This window comes from Arcobacter sp. F155 (genome assembly GCF_004116455.1).
In the GTDB taxonomy this organism is placed as follows: Bacteria; Campylobacterota; Campylobacteria; order Campylobacterales; family Arcobacteraceae; genus Halarcobacter.
The window spans coordinates 1-429 of sequence record NZ_PDJU01000047.1; the positions used below are offsets into that span (position 1 = coordinate 1).

The window sequence follows — 429 nt, forward strand, 5'->3', positions numbered from 1 at the left end:
AAGCTCGTCAGCGATCTTAAACCAACGGATGTCGAGGCCTTCAAAGCCGCAATTTATGCAGGCAAAACAGCGCCGAAAGACCCGAAAGCTAAGCGGAAAGAGCAGGGCGGTGGCGTTGTCGTCAGAGGCGGCGCAGGTGCCGCGAACCGGTGTCTGACACTGCTTTCTAAAATGCTGAATCTTGCCGAGCTTTGGGGGGTCCGCGCCAAGGCAAGCAATCCGGTTCGGGGGATACCGCGTTATCGTGAGACGCCGAAAGAGCGCTTTCTCACGGCGGAAGAGTTCAAGCGGCTCGGCGCAGCCCTCGATGATCTGGAAAGGCAGGGGATTGAATCGATCTATGCTCTAGCGGCGTTTCGACTGCTGATTTTGACAGGCGCTCGGAGAGGCGAAATTCAGACGCTGAAGTGGGAGCATGTGCAATTGGAG

1 pseudogene is annotated in these 429 nt (G+C 56.9%); it reads left to right on the forward strand.

What is annotated here, in order from left to right:
- Positions 1–429: pseudogene (locus tag CRV03_RS14180) on the forward strand (hypothetical protein); the annotation flags it as partial.